Origin of the sequence: Streptomyces sp. NPDC127092 (assembly GCF_042722475.1) — a bacterium.
In the GTDB taxonomy this organism is placed as follows: Bacteria; Actinomycetota; Actinomycetes; order Streptomycetales; family Streptomycetaceae; genus Streptomyces.
In genome coordinates this window covers 1-15,262 of the sequence record NZ_JBHXFE010000059.1, presented here as the reverse complement: position 1 = coordinate 15,262, position 15,262 = coordinate 1, and the positions used below count along the sequence as shown (strand labels likewise).

The window sequence follows — 15,262 nt, the reverse complement described above, 5'->3', positions numbered from 1 at the left end:
CCCACGGGGAACCGCGCGACACATGATGCACATCGGCTACACGATGATGACCGAACAGACCGGCCCGCGTGAGCTGGTCCGGGACGTGGTCGAGGCGGAGGCCGTGGGCTTCGACTTCTCCGTGGTCTCGGACCACTCCTTCCCGTGGCTGGAGTCCCAGGGGCACGCGCCGTACGTGTGGAGCGTGCTCGGGGCGGCCGCGCAGGCCACGTCCAGCATCCCGCTGATGACGTTCGTGACCTGCCCGACCTTCCGCTACCACCCGGCGGTGGTCGCGCAGAAGGCGGCGACCGTGCAGCTCCTGTCCGAGGGCCGCTTCCGGCTCGGCCTCGGCTCCGGCGAGAACCTCAACGAGCACGTCGTCGGCGCGGGCTGGCCCTCCGCCCGGGTCCGGCTGGAACGGCTCGAGGAGGCGGTCGGGATCATCCGGGCGCTGTTCACGGGAGAGTACGTGACCCGGCACGGACGGCACTTCCAGGTCGACGCCGCCCGGCTGTGGGACCTGCCCGAGACCCCGCCGCCCATCGGGATCGCCGCCTCCGGCCCCCGCTCCTGCGCCCTCGCGGGCAACCACGGCGACCTGCTGATCGCCACCGAGCCGGAGCGCGAGCTCGTCGACGCCTTCGACGCCCACGGCGGTGCGGGCAAGCCCCGGATCGGCCAGCTTCCGATCTGTTACGACACCGACCGGGACGCGGCGGTGGCCCGCGCGCACGCACAGTTCCGCTGGGCGCTCGGCGGCTGGCGCATGAACGCCGAGCTGCCCCTGCCGGCGGGCTTCGAGCAGGCCGCCGCGCACGTCCGTCCGGAGGACGTGGCCGAGGCGTTCCCCTGCGGGGACGATCCCGACGCGGTCGTGAAGGCGGCGCGGGCGTACGAGGAGGCCGGCTTCACCGATCTCGCCCTGGTCCAGATCGGCGGCGGGCAGCAGCGCCCGTTCCTGCGCTGGGCCGAGGACACGCTGCTGCCGGCCCTGCGCGAGCGCTGAGCCCGCCGTCCGGGGTCAGCGGTCGAGGGGTTTGCCGGCGGTCTCCGGCAGCCGCAGGTACACGACGGACGACACCAGACACAGCACCGCGACGTACCAGGGGAACAGGTCCGGCCTGCCCAGGTCCTTCACCAGCGTGCCGACGTAGGGCGCCGTCCCGCCGAAGAGCGCGACGGTCAGCGAGTACGGGAAGCCGATGCCCGCGGCCCGTACGCGCGCGGGGAAGGTCTCCGCGTTCACCGCGGCCGAGACCGACGTGAAGCCGGTCAGCAGCACCATGCCGGCGCACTGGACGAGGAGCAGGTTGAGGAAGGAGCCGTCGAGCGCGCGCAGCAGGGGCACCACGAGCACCGCGAAGCCCAGCCCGAAGAACAGCAGGGCCGGCCTGCGCCCGAAGCGGTCGGACAAGATGCCGCCGAGCGGCTGCAGCGCGGCGAAGAACGCGAGGGACAGGGTGCCGGCGAGCAGCGCGTCCTCCTTGGCGATGCCGGTCTCGAGCTCCGCGTAGGTCGGCAGGTAGGAGGTCCAGGTGTAATACGCGAGGGTGCCGCCCGCGGTGATGCCGCAGATCAGCAGCGAGGCCCGCGGGTGGTGACGGAGCGCGTCGAGCAGTCCGGGCCGGCGGTCCTCGGCGTGGTGGCCGCCGCGGGTCTCCTCGGCGCCGCGGCGGATCCAGAAGCCCGCGAGGCTGAGCACCGCGCCGAGCAGGAACGGTACGCGCCAGCCCCAGCCGTCCATGGCATCCGCGGGCAGCACGGCGACGAGGAACGCTGCGGTGCCGGAGGCGGCGAGCTGGCCGACGGACGTGGAGACGTACTGGAAGGAGGAGAACAGTCCGCGGCGGCCGGGGCCCGCCGATTCCACCAGGAAGGTGGTCGACGCGGCGAACTCACCTCCGACCGAGAGGCCTTGGAGCAGCCGGGCCGTCACGAGCACGACGGGGGCGAGGACTCCGGCGGCGGCGTAGGTGGGCGTGAGGCCGACCAACAGGCTGCTGCCGCCCATCAGCAGGATGGTGACGGTGAGCGCGGTGCGGCGGCCGCGCCGGTCGGCGACGGCGCCCATGAGGAGCCCGCCGACCGGGCGCATGAAGAAGCCGACGGCGAAGACGGCGAACGTGGACAGGAGCGGGACCAGCGAGTTCCCGGTGCCGGGCGGGAAGACCTGGCGCGCCAGGTAGGCGGCGAGGAAGGTGTACGCGTACCAGTCGTACCACTCGACGGCGTTGCCGACGGAGGCGGCGAGCAACTGCCGTAACGGACGGGCCGGGGGCGCCGGGACGGCAGGGGCGGGCGGCGCGGGAGCGGCGCCGGGCGGCGTCGAGCCGCCGGTCGACGAGGGGGAGGCAGACGGGGACGGAGACGGGGACGGGGACGGGGACGGGGACGGGGATTCTGTCATGATCACGCTCTGCCCGACCTTCGGACTCCCTACGCACCGCCCCTCCCGGTGCCGATGCCGCCGTCAGGCAGGCGGGGGCGACCCCGGGGGCGTGGCCCGGAGGTCGGCGAGCAGTTCCGCCTGACCGGCCAGCACGCCCGAGAGGATCGAGCGGGCGACGGCCAGCAGTTCCGCCACCTGAGGGTCGGTCAGGGTGTAGGAGACGGCCGAGCCTTCGCGGCGGGCGACGACGAGGTTGGAGCGGCGCAGGACCGCGAGCTGCTGCGAGAGGTGGGCGGGCTCGACGCCGATCTCGGCGAGCATCTCGGAGACGAGGTGCTCGCGGCGGCTCAGGAGTTCCAGGACGCGGATGCGTACGGGGTGGCCGAGCGTCTTGAAGAATTCCGCCTTCAGCTGGTAGAGCGGCGCGCTCACCGCACCCACCGCCGTTCCGCGCCCGGGCCCGTACCGCGGGCGGCCCGCCCGGCCATCTCCCGGCCGGCCGCCGGCCGGGTCCGTCGCGCTGCCTGTCCAGAACTCTTCCTCATGGGACCATCCTCGCCCCTCCGCGCCGATGCGACGGCCTTCCCATCGGATATCCCATGGCAGGTATCGCCTTCTTCATTGGATCCCTATGGGTCGGCCGTCCTACCGTCGACGTCGTCGCCCCTTCCGCCGGCCCCGCCGGGGCCCGTGACTTCCGGAGCACTCCCATGTCGAAGATCCTTTTCGTGATGACCGGCGCCGACCGCTGGACGCTGGCCGACGGCACCGAGCACCCCACCGGCTTCTGGGCCGAGGAGGCCGTCACGCCCTACGAGGCCTTCACCGCCGCCGGGCACGAGGTCGTCGTCGCGACGCCGGGCGGAGTCGAGCCGCCGGTCGACGCCGGCAGCCTCGCCGCGGAGACCAACGGCGGGCAGGAGGGCGCCGACCGGATCGCCGCCGCGCTGGCCGCCATGGACGAGATCAGGAACCCGGTGAAGCTGGAGGACGTCGACCTCGCGGACTACGACGCCGTCTTCTACCCCGGCGGCCACGGCCCCATGGAGGACCTCGCGGTGAACACCGCCTCCGGGCGGCTGCTGACCGCCGCCCTGGAGTCGGGCAGGCCGCTCGGCGTCGTCTGCCACGGTCCGGCCGCGCTGCTCGCCGCCGAGAAGGCGGACGGCGGCAACGCCTTCGCGGGCTACGAGGTCGCCGCGTTCACGAACGCCGAGGAGATGCAGGCCGGCCTCGGCGAGCGCGCGAAGTGGCTCCTGGAGACCCGGCTCGTCGAGGCGGGCGTGGTCGTGAAGGCCGGCGAACCGTGGGCTCCGCACGTCGTCGTCGACCGCAACCTGGTCACCGGCCAGAACCCCGCCTCCTCCGCCCCGCTCGCCGCCGAGCTGCTCAAGAAGCTGGCCTGAGTCCCCGGCGGGGCTGGACCGACCGCCTCCGGAGCCTCTACGCTGCTCCCACCTACTCAATTTGTTGATTAGTCGTGGAGGTCAGGATGAAGGCATTCCGACAGGCGGTCGAGGCCGGCGACCACGCCGCGATCGAAGCCCTCCTCGCCGAGGACGTCGTCTTCACCAGCCCCGTGGCCTTCAAGCCGTATCCGGGCAAGGCGATCACGGCGGCCATCCTGCGCGGTGTCGGCCGGGTCTTCACCGACTTCCGCTACGTACGGGAGATCGTCGGCGCGGACGGGCGTGACCACGCCCTGGTCTTCAAGGCGAAGGTCGGCGACCGGGAGATCGACGGCTGCGACTTCCTGCACCTCGACGAGGACGGCCGGATCGACGACTTCACGGTGATGGTCCGGCCGCTGTCCGCCGCCAAGGCGCTCTCCGAGGCCATGGGGGCGCAGTTCGAGCGGATCGCCGCCGAGGCCGCCGAGGCCGAGGGAGCTGCGGGGGCCGCGGGAGCTGCCGACCGCGGCCTGCATTTCGGCGGATGACCGTTCCCGCCTCTTGTCGATCAGGGGAGGCCTGTGCTGCAATCCGTGGCGAACACACCTACGGACCGGGATGCTCGTCAGTCCCGGGGCGGCCCCACTGGCGCGGGGCCGGACGGCGGGGAGCGTCACGCGATGCGCGTGCGCTGGACGCCGGGCGTACGGGGACCACGTTTCCACGTACCCGCAGGAGCAACGCCATGAGCAAGCACGTCCTCGCCCAGAACCAGTACGGCAAGGCCGAGAACCGCATCGTCACGATCACCCGCCAGGGCAACGAGGGCGCCTGGCACGGGATCCGCGACCTGAACGTCTCCGTCGCGCTGCGCGGCGAGTTCCGCGAGGTCCATCTGACCGGCGACAACGGCAACTGTCTGCCGACCGACACCACCAAGAACACCGTCTACGCCTTCGCCAAGGAACACGGCATCGCCTCGCCCGAGGCGTTCGCGATCCTGCTGGCCAAGCACTTCGTGCACTCCCAGCCGGTGATCCACGAGGCGCAGATCCGGGTCGAGGAGTTCGGCTGGGACCGGATCCCCGTGCCCACCCGCGCCGAACAGCACTCCTTCGTCCGCAAGGGCCAAGAGGTGCGCACCGCGCAGGTCACGTACAGCGGTCACACCGGGCAGCTCCAGGTCATCTCCGGCCTGAAGGAACTGACCGTCATGAACTCGACCAACTCCGAGTTCCACGGCTTCATCAAGGACAGGTACACGACCCTCCAGGAGGCCTACGACCGGATCCTGGCCACCAAGGTCACGGCCCGCTGGGCCCACTCCGCGATCGCCGCCGGCGAGCCGGACTTCGCCTGGGACCGCTCGTACAAGCAGGTCAGGCGCCACATGCTGGAGGCGTTCGCCGAGACGTACAGCTACTCGCTGCAGCAGACGCTCAACGCGATGGCCGAGCGGGTCCTGGACAACTGCGGAAGCGTGAACGAGGTCCGCCTCAACCTGCCCAACAAGCACCACTTCCTCGTCGACCTCGAGCCCTTCGGCATGAAGAACGACAACGAGGTGTACTACGCCGCCGACCGGATGTACGGCCTGATCGAGGGCACCATCCACCGCGACGGCGTCCAGCCGGTCATCGCCACCAGCGACTGGATCACCGCCTGACACCTTTCCGCCCGGCGCCGCCGCGGCCGGTCTCCAGGCCGGTCAGCAGCGCGTCGAGCGGGGTGGGCGTGCCGGTCGGCGGGAGGGCCTCGACCAGGGCGCGGCCGTAGTGGATCTTGCGGCCCTTCTTCGTGCCGAGGAAGCGGCGCAGCTGCTGCTGCGGTGTGCGGGTGCGCTGTTCGGGCTGGCGCAGGAAGGTCTGCAGGGGGCGCAGGTCGCCCTGCGCCTCGACGACTTCCCGCACCCGCTCGTGGCCGAGCGCGCGGATGAGTTCGTCCTCCAGGTCCGCCTCGCAGACGTGGAACTCCTGCCCGTCCGACACGCCCGCCCGCTCCCAGCCGCGCGCGTAGTAGGCGCGCTCCCGCTCGTCGCACAGGCCGGTGAGGCGCAGGCCGAGGCCGGGCGGGCCGAGGAGGCGCGCGAACCGGGCCACGTTCATCGCGCCGTTCATGGACAGGACGCAGACGCCCTCGGCCGCCAGGTCGCGGCCGCGGCGCGCGGCGAGCGCCTCGACGGCGGCGACGTCGCTCAGCCCTTCGAGCAGGACGACGGTCCGTACGGGCAGCCGCGCGGCGAGCTCCCGCGCCGGGTCACCGGGGCCGCCCGCCGCCCACGTCGTGACCGCCTGCCGGAACGCCTCCATGTCACTCATGGGACGAGTCTCCGGCCCTCGCGGGCGCCACGCCAGGCAATTTCCGCCGGTGGACGGGCGCCGGACGCCGGCCTGGCCCGTCCTGCCGCCGCTCCGCTCAGTCGTCGAAGGAGCCGTGCCGTCCGGCGCCCGACGCGAAGCGTGCGGCGCCCGCCGTGGTCTCGCCCGCCGACAACGGGACCATGCCGTGGCGGAGTTCGGCCGCCAGGGCCTCGGGCTCGGGCAGGCCGTGCTGTTCGCGGACGGACAGCCGGTCGTGGCGCAGACACCGTTGCGGGAAGGCGGCGATCTCGCGGGCGAGCGCCTCGGCCGCGGCGCGGGAACGGCCCGGCGGGACGAGGCGGTTGGCGAGGCCGATGGCGTGGGCCTCGACGGCCGGAACGGGTCGGCCGGTGAGGATCAGGTCCATGGCGCGGCTCTCGCCGATCAGCCGGGGCAGGCGGACGGTGCCGCCGTCGATCAGCGGCACGCCCCAGCGACGGCAGAACACGCCCAGGACGGCGTCCTCCTCGACCACCCGCAGGTCGCACCACAGGGCCAGTTCGAGACCGCCGGCCACGGCGTGTCCGGCGACGGCCGCGATGACCGGCTTGGTCAGGCGCAGCCGGGTCGGTCCCATGGGGCCGTCGCCGTCCTCGGCCACCCGGTTGCCGCGCTCGGTGCCCACGGCCTTGAGGTCCGCGCCGGCGCAGAACGTCCCGCCTTCTCCCCACAGCACGGCGACCGACGCCTCGTCGTCCGCCTCGAACTCCCGGAAGGCCTCCACCAGTCGGGCCGCGGTCGGACCGTCCACGGCGTTGCGGGCGGCGGGCCGCGACAGCACGACGGTCGTCACCGGCCCGTCCCGCTCGACACGTACGGAAGGGCTCATGTCCGGATCCCGCTCGCGCGAGGGCGAGGGCGAGGGCGAGGCCGGGATCGGGGCCGGGGGCCGGGGCGCGGCGGCGTCGGTCATGCCCGCATTCTCACGCGCCCGCGACCGCACCACCAGGCCCCGCCACGCCGTCGGCGTCGTGCGACGTTCACGGGGCGTCGGCCGTGAACAGGCTGATGTTCAGCCGGGCGCCGGGCGCGGCGGCGAGGTCGGCGAGGCAGGTCGTGAGCCGGCCGGGGCCGTGTACGGCGTGGCGCACCGGGAGTTCCGAGCCGTCGTAGAAGGGGATCGGGGCGGAGGCGCAGTCGCGGTAGAGCGGGCCGGTCACGGGGTCGTCGAGGACGTCGCGCTCGAGCCGGGCCAGGCCGTCGTTGGCGGGGCGCAGGGCGGCGCTCTGCTTCAGGTGCGGCATCATGGCCGGCACCCACTGGGTCTCCCAGTCGGTGAGGACCTCGGTGCGGGCCTCGGGGTCGAGCAGCATGTAACGCATGATGTTGGCCGGGGCCTGCCCGCGCGGGAAGAAGCGGCGGAACCCCTCGTTGTGGACGAGCACGTTCCACTCGGCGTCGTGGACGAAGGCCACGGAGTCGCCGACCCGGTCGATGACCCGCTGCCAGACCCCGGCTATGGACATGCCGGAGCTGCTGTGCAGCGGGTGCGGCGGGTGCTCCTTGCGGAGCAGCTGCCACAGGAAGGCCCACTCGTGTTCGTCCAGCCGGAGGGTCCGGGCGACCGCGGTGAGGAAGTCGGTGGCCGGGTTGGCGAGCTGACCGTTCTCGAACCGGTTGTAGGTGCCGACGGTCCGCGTGAGCAGCACGTCCATCTGCTCCTGGCTCAGTCCGGCGGCCCGGCGCCCGGGGCCGGGCCGCCGCTCCGGGAACCCCATGGTGACGGGGTCGAGCGCGGCCCGGCGCTTCTGGAGGATCTCCTTCAGACGGCCTCGGTCACTGGCCGAGAGTCTCATGCGGCACCTTTCGTCCGGACGGCCGCCGGCCGCCGCCGGCGGCTCTCATTATCTGCATGATCATCCACTGGAAAGCCGGGCGGGCCGGCGGAAGACTCCATCCCGCGAACCACCGGCGCCCCGGACCGAACGGGGGATCCGGGGCACCGGTGGTCGATGTCCGCGGCGGGCCGTGGACACGACCGCAGCGATCTGATCGGAAGATCTCCCGGTTTCCCGTCACATCTTCTTCGGCCGGTCCGTCAGTGCTGTGAAGACGCCGGAGAGGCGCCCGGCGCCCCGGCAGACCGACACGAAGGAGACACCCGTCATGACGAAGCCCTCGATCTCGCGCATGCCCAACCCCGGCGAGTTCGTCCCGGAGATCAACGACATCAGCGCCGCGTTCTTCCGCGCGACCGGCAACCACTCGGTGCCCCGCAACACCATCAACCTCATCCACCTGCGTGCCGGTCAGATCGCGGGCAACACCTACCTGACCATCCTCAACACCGGCTTCCTCCGCAAGGCGGGCGAGACCGAGGAGCGGATCACCGCGGTCTCCTCCTGGCAGGACGCCCCGTACTTCACCGACGCGGAGCGCGCCGCGCTCGCCCTGCTCGAGGCCACCCTCCAGCCCGCCCCGCACGGCCGCGAGCGGGTGACGGACGAGCTCTACGCGGAGGCCGCGAAGCACTACGACGACAAGGCCCTCGCCACCCTCATGATCGCCATCGGGCAGATCAGCTTCTTCATCGCCGTGGCCGTCATCGGCAAGCCCCAGCCCGTCACCTCCCTCGCCGACAACCAGTGGGACTGAACGGGCCGGAGTCCTGAAGGCCTCAGCCCCGCCGCGGGCGTGGCACGCCGATCACCCCGAGGCCCCCGGAGAGCCCGCCGTCCGCGGCTCACGCGTCCTGGATGCGGCGGAACGGGCGCTCCGACTCCAGGGTGAACGCGACGTCCAGCAGGGTGCGTTCGGCGCCGGGGCGGGCCGAGAACATGACGCCGACGGGGAGGCCCTCGGGCGTGGCGACGGGTCCGGGCAGGGACAGCGACGGGGTGCCGACCACGTTGTCGATCGGGGTGAACGCGACGTACGCGAGGATCCGTTCGATCAGCGTCGGGTACGGCACGGCCGGGCTGAGGTGGCCGATCGGCGGCGTCGTGTGGGCGAGGACCGGGGACAGGAGCAGGTCGTGGCCGCGGAACGCCGCCGCGTACGCCTCCTTCGTGCGGCGCAGCCGGCGCAGGACGCCCGGGGTGCCGCGCCAGTTCGCGAGGTAGGTCTCGCGAAGGCCGCGGCTGAGGCCGTCCATGCGGCGGCGGTCGAAGTCCGCGCCGAGGGCCCGGCCGGTGGCGCCGATGAGGAACGACAACATCCCCCAGTACGTGAGGAAGTCGTCGGTGAACCGGGGATCGATGGCCGGTCGCACGGGCTCCACGGTGTGCCCGAGCCGTTCGAGCGTCGCCGCGGTCTCGGTGACCGCCTCGCGGGTGGTCGCGTCGGAGCGGACGCCGTTCGGGGAGTCGAGCAGCAGGCCGATGCGCAGCCGGCGGCCCGAGGGGCCTTCGACGAGGCCCACCGGCGGCAGCTTGGGGTTGCGCCAGTGGCGTTCGGCGGCGGCGAGGAACGCGGCGGTGTCCCGTACCGAGCGGGTCACGACGCCGTCCGAGACGATGTCGAGGGGCAGTTGGCGGCTCTGGGCGTTGGGCACGACGCGGCCGCGGGTCGGCTTGAGGCCGACGAGTCCGCAGCAGGCGGACGGGATGCGGATCGAGCCGCCGCCGTCGTTGGCGTGCGCGATCGGCACGGCTCCGGCCGCCACGAGGGCGGCGCTGCCGCCGGACGAACCGCCCGCCGAGTGGGCGGGGTTCCAGGGGTTGCGGACCGGCTCGGCGCCCTCGAACTCCGTCGACGGGCTGAACCCGAACTCGGGCAGCCGGGTCTTGCCGAGGACGGTGACGCCGGTGGCCAGGAACTGCCGGGCGAAGGGCGCGTCCCGGCGGGCGGTGCGCGGGGTGAAGGCCGCGCTGCCGTGGCCGGTGGGCAGACCGCGCTGGTCGGTGTTGTCCTTGACGAAGCTCGGTACGCCGGCGAAGGCCCCGCCTCCGGTGACGGCGGCCGGGCCGGCGGCGAGGGCCGCGGTCGTGGGGTCGGTGGAGAGCTGGACCGCGTGGAGGCGGTCGTCCACGGACCGTACGCGCTCCGCCGCGTCCCGTGCGACCTCGGCGGCGGCGATCTCGCCCCGCCGGATCGCCGCGGCGAGCCCGACCGCGTCGTGTTCGCCCAGGGCGTCGTCCCGGAAGGCGTGCACCCTGGTCCGTTCCTCGGATCGGGAGTCGGTCCGCGCCCCGGATCCCGCGTCGGATCGCGCATCGGACCGGGAATCGGAAGGGGAATCCGAATGGGAAGTCGTCACCGCTGCCTCAGCCCCCGGGCGTGTGGAATGCGTGTGGATGGTGGTCGGACACCATCATTCCGTACCAGCAAGTAACCCGCGAGGGGATCCGGCCATCAGACTGGGGTCATGGCAACTGTCAACGGAGTCCCCGCGTCCCTCGCCCAGCTGACCGCCCTCGCCCTCACCAACTACGGGCACTTCACCACCCTGCGCGTGGAGGACGGCGCGGTGCGCGGGCTCTCCCTGCACCTCGACCGCCTGGTACGGGACTGCTCCGCCGTCTTCGGCACGGAACTCGATCTGGAGCGGGTGCGGGGGTACGTGCGGGAGGCGGCGGGCGGACGGCCGGGGCCGTCGACCGTCCGTGTGACCGTCTTCGACCCGGCCCTGGACATCACGCGCCCGGCCGAGGGGGCCGACCCCCACGTCCTGGTGACGACGCGGCCGGCGGGCACGCTCTTCCCGCCGCCGCTGCGGGTGACCGCCCGCCCGTACCGCCGCGACGCCGCCGGCGTGAAGCACGTCGCCCTCTTCGGTCAGCTGGCGCTGCGGCGCGCGGCCCGGCTCGCGGGTTTCGACGACGTGCTCTTCACGGAGCCCGGCGGCACGGAGCCCGGCGGCGTGGGGCCGGGTGACCTGGTCTCCGAGGGCTGCACCTGGAACGTGGGCTTCGTGGACGGCGACGGCCAGGTGGTGTGGCCGCAGGCCGAGGTGCTGTCCGGAGTGACCATGCGGCTGCTGCGTGAGGCACGCCCCGGCGCCCTGGCCCGTCCCGTGCACACCGCCGAACTGCCCGCCATGCGCGCCGTCTTCGCCACGAACGCGGCGATCGGCGTGCGCGCCGTCCGCGAGGTCGACGGTCTGCGCTTCCCCGACGACGATCCGGTCCTCACGGAACTCCGCGATGCCTACCTCGCCGTGCCGGCGGAGCGGCTGTAGCCGGACCGTCCCCCCGCGCCCCGTACCGCGCCGCCGGCCTCTGGCAGACTGAACGGCCACGTCAGCGAAGGAGCCTTGGGATGTCGATGGTCGGCGGCCTGCGGAAGATGGCCCGTCTCGCCCGGCGCGGGCGCCGGGTGGACCTCAGCCACCCGGCCCGCTCACCGCTCGGCAGCACCGTGGTGAACTGCGTCGGCTACCACGACGGCCGGCGCCTTCCGGACGCGGGCGGGGTCGCCGAGACGGTCCGCCACCTGCGCAAGCACGGCGGTCGCGGCGGCTTCGTGTGGCTGGGCCTGCACGAGCCGAGCGAGCGGGAGTTCGAGGGCGTGGCCGAGCTCTTCGACCTCCATCCCCTCGCCGTCGAGGACGCCGTCCACGCCCACCAGCGGCCCAAGCTGGAGCAGTACGGGGACGTCCTGTTCGCCGTGTTCAAGACCGTCACGTACGTCGAGCACGAGCAGCTCACGGCCACCAGCGAGGTCGTCGACACCGGCGAGATCATGGTCTTCACGGGTCCCGACTTCGTGGTCACCGTGCGGCACGGCCGGCACGGCTCCCTCGGTCCGCTGCGCGAGGCGCTGGAGGCGAGCCCCGAGCAGCTGCAGCAGGGGCCGTCGGCCGTGCTGCACGCGATCGCCGACCAGGTGGTCGACGACTACCTCGCGGTCGTGGACGCGGTCCAGAACGACATCGAGCAGGTGGAGACCGAGGTCTTCGCGCCCCGGACGAAGACGCCGCCGGACCCCGGGCGCATCTACCAGCTCAAGCGCGAACTCCTGGAACTCAAGAGGGCCACCGTTCCCCTGGCCCGCCCGCTGGAGGCGCTGATCTCCCGGCCGCCGGCCGTCGTCGACCCGGCGATACAGCCGTACTTCCGTGACGTCTCCGACCACCTCGCCCGCGTCACCGAGCAGATCAACGGCTTCGACGTCCTGATCGACTCGATCCTCCAGGCGCACCTCGCCCAGGTGACGGTCGCCCAGAACGAGGACATGCGCAAGATCACGGCCTGGGCCGCCATCATCGCCGTGCCGACCATGGTGTGCGGGGTGTACGGCATGAACTTCGAGCACATGCCCGAGCTGAAGTGGCGGTTCGGCTATCCCCTCGTCCTCGCGGTCATGGCGGCCGCCTGTGTGGTCATCCACCGCGGCTTCAAGCGCAACGGCTGGCTGTAGCCCGCCGGTCGGGTCGCCAGAGCCCCTCCGGTCCCGATCCGCCGGACAGCGTCCTACGCCGGGGCCGCGAGCTCCGGGTGGTCCTTGAGCAGCCGGGGCGGGGCGGCCTGCTGCCAGGAGTCGACGACGATCGCGCGCAGCTCCTCCAGGTCGTCGACGGCCGCGAGCCGCACCCGTACCCACGCGAACGCCGCCTCGTGGTCCGCGACCCAGAACTTCTCCGGCTCCGCGAGGACCAGCTCGTCGCGCTCCAGCTTCGGGCAGCGGACCGCCATCGACGTCTCGTCCTCCGGAAGCGTCAGGAACATCTTCCCGGCGACCCGGAAGGTGGGCATGGACCAGGCCACCTTCTCCGTCGTCTCCGGCAGGGCGAGCGCGAGCGCGCGGACTTCGTCGGAAGTGCTCATGTGGCCGACCCTACGACGGGCCACCGACATCGGCCGTGCCTATGATCACCACGACGGCGGCACGGGCGGCCGAGGACGGCCGACAGACCACGGAGGCGTGACCGGCATGGCGGAGGACGCGGACCAGCGTGTGTGTCTCGTGACCGGCGGCGGCACCGGCATCGGCGCCGCGACAGCGCGGCTGTTGGCCGCCGCGGGGCACCGGGTCGTGGTCTCGGGACGCCGTCCCGAGCCGCTGCACCTGGTCGCGGAGGAGACCGGCGCGCTCGCCGTGCCGTCGGACATCGGGGACCCGGACGCGGTACGCGCGCTCGTCGACGCGGCGATCGGCGCGTACGGGCGGCTCGACGGCCTCGTGCTCAACGCCGGGATCGGTCGTGGCGGGGGCGTCGGCGAGGTCACGCTCGAGGACTGGGACGCCGTCATGCGCACCAACCTCACCGGGCCGTTCCACCTGCTGCGCGCCGCGCTGCCGCACCTGCTCGAGGCCCGCGGGTCGGTGGTCGCGGTCGCCTCGGTGTCCGCGCTGCGCAACGGCGTCGGCAACGCCGCCTACGCCACCTCCAAGGCGGCGCTGCTCCAGCTGTGCCGTTCGCTCGCGGTCGACTACGGCGGTGCCGGGCTGCGCGCCAACACCGTGTGCCCGAGCTGGGTGCGCACGGACATGGCGGACCGGCGCATGAACCGCCTCGCGGAGGAGGCGGGCCTGGACGGCGGCGCGGCGGGCGGGACCGGCGGGAGCGGGACCGGCCGGAGCGGCGTCGAGGCCGCGTACGAGGAGGTCACCCGGGTGCTGCCGGCCGGGCGGCCCGGAGAGCCGCGGGAGGTGGCCGAGGCGATCGCCTGGCTGCTCTCCCCCGCCGCCTCCTTCGTCAACGGCGCGGTGCTCACCGTCGACGGCGGCGCGACCGCGCTCGACCCGGGCACGCTGGGCTTCTCCTTCCGTATGGAGCCGCGGAACGGCTGACGGTCCGGCCGCCCCGCCCCCGACCGGGGTCAGGGCGCGACGGCGCGGGTCCGGCGCTGGTGCCACAGGCAGGAGAGGACCACCACCAGCGGCCACAGGGACTGCATGCAGGTGACCAGCCGCTCGGCGACGCCGGCGGCTCCCGCCCGGTCGGTCTCCACCAGGTACCAGAGCGCACCGGCGCCCATCGAGGCCGTGGCCAGGGCGGCGGGCCAGGGCCGGAGCGCCCACGGGGCCGTCGCCCCGCCGCGTACGGAGGCGAGCACCGGCCACAGCGCGAGCAGCGCGAAGCCCGTGGCGGCCACGGAACCGTGCCGCAGCGAACCTCCGCTGCTGGGCGCCGGGACGAACGCCACGGCCAGCGCCGCCATGCCTCCGGCGGCCAGCGCCACGCGGCCCGGGGTGGCCGCGGCGCGCAGTCCCCACGCCGTGCCCAGGTGGCACAGGCCCACGGCCAGCAGCGCGCCGGTCATCACCCAGAACCCCGCGGCGCCGTAGGCCGCGAGGACGCTGATGGTCTGCCGTGCGGCGTCGTAGGAGGGCCCTTCCAGCGCGGCCGCGGCCGACCAGCCGACGATCAGCACGACGGGCGCCGTGCCCGACGGCAGCAGGGTCCATCTCGGAACGCGTCGCATCGGATCACGGTAGGCGGCGAACCCGCCCGGGCCCGCGGAGCACGCCGCGCGCCGGTGGCCTCGCTCCGAAAGCGGGGCGGGCCGCCGGCGGGCGCGGGGGCTACCGGGCTCCGAAGACCTGCGTCCAGTAGGGGCCGCCGGCGGAGTGGATGCCGATGCCGATCTCCTTGAAGGAGCAGTTCAGGATGTTGGCGCGGTGGCCGGGGCTGTTCATCCAGGCCTCCATCACCTCGGCGGGCGTGCGCTGGCCCTTGGCGATGTTCTCGCCGTACGTCGACCAGCGGTATCCGGCGGCCGTGACGCGGTCGCCGGGGCCGGCTCCGTCGGGGTTGGTGTGGTCGAAGAAGTTCCGTGCGGCCATGTCGTCGGAGTGGCCCTGGGCGGCGCGGGTGAGCAGGGAGTTCTCGGTCAGCGGCCCGCAGCCGGCCTTCGCGCGCTCGGCGTTGGTGAGTTCGATGACCTGGGCGGCCTCGGACGAGGAGGTGGGAGCGGAGCCGCCGCCGGTGGCCGTGGGCCGCGGGCTGGGCGCGGGCGGGGCGGTGGTGCGCGGCGGCGCGGGCTTCGTCGTCGCGGGCTTGGTGGGCTTGGGCGAGGGCGTGGCGGTGCGGCTGGGCTGCGCGGTGGAGCGGCTCGGGCTGGGCGTCGCGGAGAGGGTCGCCGGGTCCGTGCCGGCGGGCGACAGACCGGAGCCGGTGTCGGGGGCCGCGGCCCGGGTCACGTCGACGGCGTCCGGGTCGCCGCCCTCGGGGCCGGTGGTGAGGGAGAAGGCGCCGCCGGTGACCGCGACGACCGCGAGGCCCGCGGCGGCGGCCGCGCGGCGCCGGCCGCGCT

General features: G+C 73.5%; 17 protein-coding genes. 8 read left to right on the top strand and 9 right to left on the bottom strand.

The features are described 5' to 3' along the window. Positions 1-22 precede the first annotated feature (22 nt). The gene (locus tag ACFWJO_RS33870) at positions 23-988 is read left to right on the top strand and encodes an LLM class F420-dependent oxidoreductase (protein ID WP_386871467.1); all 966 of its coding nucleotides are present in this window, start codon (positions 23-25) and stop codon (positions 986-988) included. Positions 989-1,003: 15 nt separating this feature from the next. Here the strand turns inward: ACFWJO_RS33870 and ACFWJO_RS33865 are convergent, their stop codons facing one another. Beyond that, entirely contained in the window at positions 1,004-2,236 is a 1,233-nt protein-coding gene (locus ACFWJO_RS33865) for an MFS transporter (RefSeq protein ID WP_386871465.1), read from the bottom strand. Positions 2,237-2,452: 216 nt separating this feature from the next. Continuing rightward, positions 2,453-2,803, bottom strand: coding sequence for an ArsR/SmtB family transcription factor (locus ACFWJO_RS33860; protein ID WP_386871463.1), 351 nt, complete (start codon positions 2,801-2,803; stop codon positions 2,453-2,455). Between the two features lie 278 nt (positions 2,804-3,081). Between ACFWJO_RS33860 and ACFWJO_RS33855 the strand changes: the two genes are divergently transcribed. From ACFWJO_RS33855 to pucL, 3 genes are all read left to right on the top strand, one after another. Continuing rightward, a complete protein-coding gene (locus ACFWJO_RS33855; RefSeq protein ID WP_386871461.1) occupies positions 3,082-3,777 on the top strand; it encodes a type 1 glutamine amidotransferase domain-containing protein in 696 nt (231 codons plus the stop codon). An 86-nt stretch (positions 3,778-3,863) separates the two neighbouring features. Beyond that, positions 3,864-4,310, top strand: coding sequence for a nuclear transport factor 2 family protein (locus ACFWJO_RS33850; protein ID WP_386871459.1), 447 nt, complete (start codon positions 3,864-3,866; stop codon positions 4,308-4,310). Positions 4,311-4,507: 197 nt separating this feature from the next. Further along, a complete protein-coding gene (gene pucL / locus ACFWJO_RS33845) occupies positions 4,508-5,428 on the top strand; it encodes a factor-independent urate hydroxylase (RefSeq protein WP_386871457.1) in 921 nt (306 codons plus the stop codon). Here pucL and ACFWJO_RS33840 read toward each other — a convergent pair. The 3 genes from ACFWJO_RS33840 to ACFWJO_RS33830 form a co-directional block, all read right to left on the bottom strand. Beyond that, positions 5,418-6,080, bottom strand: a complete 663-nt coding sequence (locus tag ACFWJO_RS33840) for a TOPRIM nucleotidyl transferase/hydrolase domain-containing protein (RefSeq protein ID WP_386871455.1) — start codon at positions 6,078-6,080, stop codon at positions 5,418-5,420. The genes pucL and ACFWJO_RS33840 overlap by 11 nt on opposite strands. A 97-nt stretch (positions 6,081-6,177) precedes the next feature. Then, on the bottom strand, positions 6,178-6,951 hold the full coding sequence (locus tag ACFWJO_RS33835; RefSeq protein WP_386871527.1) for a crotonase/enoyl-CoA hydratase family protein: 774 nt from the start codon (positions 6,949-6,951) through the stop codon (positions 6,178-6,180). A gap of 151 nt (positions 6,952-7,102) precedes the next feature. Continuing rightward, the gene (locus tag ACFWJO_RS33830) at positions 7,103-7,918 is read right to left on the bottom strand and encodes a helix-turn-helix domain-containing protein (protein ID WP_386871453.1); all 816 of its coding nucleotides are present in this window, start codon (positions 7,916-7,918) and stop codon (positions 7,103-7,105) included. Between the two features lie 310 nt (positions 7,919-8,228). Here ACFWJO_RS33830 and ACFWJO_RS33825 point away from each other — a divergent pair, with 310 nt between their 5' ends. Further along, the gene (locus tag ACFWJO_RS33825; RefSeq protein WP_386871451.1) at positions 8,229-8,717 is read left to right on the top strand and encodes a carboxymuconolactone decarboxylase family protein; all 489 of its coding nucleotides are present in this window, start codon (positions 8,229-8,231) and stop codon (positions 8,715-8,717) included. 88 nt (positions 8,718-8,805) lie between these two features. On the opposite strand, the gene ACFWJO_RS33820 is transcribed toward ACFWJO_RS33825, so the two are convergent. Beyond that, a complete protein-coding gene (locus ACFWJO_RS33820) occupies positions 8,806-10,215 on the bottom strand; it encodes an amidase (protein WP_386871449.1) in 1,410 nt (469 codons plus the stop codon). Positions 10,216-10,428: 213 nt separating this feature from the next. Between ACFWJO_RS33820 and ACFWJO_RS33815 the strand changes: the two genes are divergently transcribed. Together ACFWJO_RS33815 and ACFWJO_RS33810 are read left to right on the top strand one after the other, a co-directional pair. Beyond that, the gene (locus tag ACFWJO_RS33815; RefSeq protein WP_386871447.1) at positions 10,429-11,241 is read left to right on the top strand and encodes an aminotransferase class IV; all 813 of its coding nucleotides are present in this window, start codon (positions 10,429-10,431) and stop codon (positions 11,239-11,241) included. 80 nt (positions 11,242-11,321) lie between these two features. Then, positions 11,322-12,422 (top strand): magnesium and cobalt transport protein CorA, encoded by a 1,101-nt coding sequence (locus ACFWJO_RS33810; protein ID WP_386871445.1) that lies wholly within the window; start codon positions 11,322-11,324, stop codon positions 12,420-12,422. A 53-nt stretch (positions 12,423-12,475) separates the two neighbouring features. Here ACFWJO_RS33810 and ACFWJO_RS33805 read toward each other — a convergent pair whose 3' ends face one another. Then, on the bottom strand, positions 12,476-12,829 hold the full coding sequence (locus ACFWJO_RS33805) for an MmcQ/YjbR family DNA-binding protein (RefSeq protein WP_386871443.1): 354 nt from the start codon (positions 12,827-12,829) through the stop codon (positions 12,476-12,478). Positions 12,830-12,935: 106 nt separating this feature from the next. On the opposite strand from ACFWJO_RS33805, the gene ACFWJO_RS33800 reads away from it, so the two are divergent. Continuing rightward, entirely contained in the window at positions 12,936-13,796 is an 861-nt protein-coding gene (locus tag ACFWJO_RS33800) for an SDR family NAD(P)-dependent oxidoreductase (RefSeq protein ID WP_386871441.1), read from the top strand. A gap of 29 nt (positions 13,797-13,825) precedes the next feature. On the opposite strand, the gene ACFWJO_RS33795 is transcribed toward ACFWJO_RS33800, so the two are convergent. Then, positions 13,826-14,431 (bottom strand): DUF998 domain-containing protein, encoded by a 606-nt coding sequence (locus ACFWJO_RS33795; RefSeq protein WP_386871439.1) that lies wholly within the window; start codon positions 14,429-14,431, stop codon positions 13,826-13,828. A 100-nt stretch (positions 14,432-14,531) separates the two neighbouring features. Continuing rightward, a partial coding sequence (locus tag ACFWJO_RS33790; protein ID WP_386871437.1) for a CAP domain-containing protein occupies positions 14,532-15,262 on the bottom strand: 731 nt, incomplete at its 5' end.

Coding starts and splice junctions, on each gene's coding strand:
- ACFWJO_RS33870 (WP_386871467.1), top strand. CDS start 23: ATGATGCACATCGGCTACACGATGATGACCGAACAGACCGGCCCGCGT.
- ACFWJO_RS33855 (WP_386871461.1), top strand. CDS start 3,082: ATGTCGAAGATCCTTTTCGTGATGACCGGCGCCGACCGCTGGACGCTG.
- ACFWJO_RS33850 (WP_386871459.1), top strand. CDS start 3,864: ATGAAGGCATTCCGACAGGCGGTCGAGGCCGGCGACCACGCCGCGATC.
- pucL (WP_386871457.1), top strand. CDS start 4,508: ATGAGCAAGCACGTCCTCGCCCAGAACCAGTACGGCAAGGCCGAGAAC.
- ACFWJO_RS33840 (WP_386871455.1), bottom strand. CDS start 6,080: ATGAGTGACATGGAGGCGTTCCGGCAGGCGGTCACGACGTGGGCGGCG.
- ACFWJO_RS33835 (WP_386871527.1), bottom strand. CDS start 6,951: ATGAGCCCTTCCGTACGTGTCGAGCGGGACGGGCCGGTGACGACCGTC.
- ACFWJO_RS33830 (WP_386871453.1), bottom strand. CDS start 7,918: ATGAGACTCTCGGCCAGTGACCGAGGCCGTCTGAAGGAGATCCTCCAG.
- ACFWJO_RS33825 (WP_386871451.1), top strand. CDS start 8,229: ATGACGAAGCCCTCGATCTCGCGCATGCCCAACCCCGGCGAGTTCGTC.
- ACFWJO_RS33815 (WP_386871447.1), top strand. CDS start 10,429: ATGGCAACTGTCAACGGAGTCCCCGCGTCCCTCGCCCAGCTGACCGCC.
- ACFWJO_RS33810 (WP_386871445.1), top strand. CDS start 11,322: ATGTCGATGGTCGGCGGCCTGCGGAAGATGGCCCGTCTCGCCCGGCGC.
- ACFWJO_RS33805 (WP_386871443.1), bottom strand. CDS start 12,829: ATGAGCACTTCCGACGAAGTCCGCGCGCTCGCGCTCGCCCTGCCGGAG.
- ACFWJO_RS33800 (WP_386871441.1), top strand. CDS start 12,936: ATGGCGGAGGACGCGGACCAGCGTGTGTGTCTCGTGACCGGCGGCGGC.
- ACFWJO_RS33795 (WP_386871439.1), bottom strand. CDS start 14,431: ATGCGACGCGTTCCGAGATGGACCCTGCTGCCGTCGGGCACGGCGCCC.